Genomic DNA, 485 nt, shown 5'->3' with positions numbered 1-485 from the left:
AAAGCCTCAACATCGGATCGGTGCTGAGGCTCTCGGCGTTGTTTTGGGTACTGTCGGCGAAGTGGAAAAACTGGCTTTCCGAATTTATGGAAGCCCCCACAATTTTCCAAGAATTTACCAAAGAGCAACTTAATTTTAATATCCTTAGGACCCGCTGCAAAAATAATTTCCTTAGAGTTAATAAAAAATGGATTTCGCGTTCTTGATGTAGGTCATCTAGATATTGAATATGAATGGTTTCTACGAAATGCAACAACAAAAATATCGATCCCCAATAAATATGTCAATGAAAATGAAAAACATCCATATATAGTCAATAACGATATAAATAAAAAAATATATCAATCTCAAATTATTTATGACTATAGATTTCCTGGTAACAAAAACTGGCCTTTCGACGTTTAGTGTGGACATGTAGCCCGACCGCTACGGTGGCGTGATACCCTTCCAAGGCATGGGAACGGCGGGGAATAACCGGTTATCAG

At 38.6% G+C, this 485-nt stretch carries 2 protein-coding genes; both read left to right on the top strand.

Going from position 1 to position 485, the window contains the following annotated elements; genetic code table 11:
- The coding region (locus GBM95_RS12870; RefSeq protein ID WP_226963335.1) for a hypothetical protein at positions 1-206 on the top strand (206 nt) is incomplete at its 5' end.
- The gene (locus tag GBM95_RS13215) at positions 133-405 is read left to right on the top strand and encodes a GT-D fold domain-containing glycosyltransferase (protein ID WP_226963336.1); all 273 of its coding nucleotides are present in this window, start codon (positions 133-135) and stop codon (positions 403-405) included. The genes GBM95_RS12870 and GBM95_RS13215, both read left to right, overlap by 74 nt.
- The last annotated feature ends 80 nt before the right edge of the window (positions 406-485 follow it).

This window comes from Sutterella seckii, assembly GCF_009183815.1.
Taxonomy (GTDB): Bacteria; Pseudomonadota; Gammaproteobacteria; order Burkholderiales; family Burkholderiaceae_F; genus Sutterella; species Sutterella seckii.
This window is presented reverse-complemented; position numbering and strand designations above follow the sequence as displayed.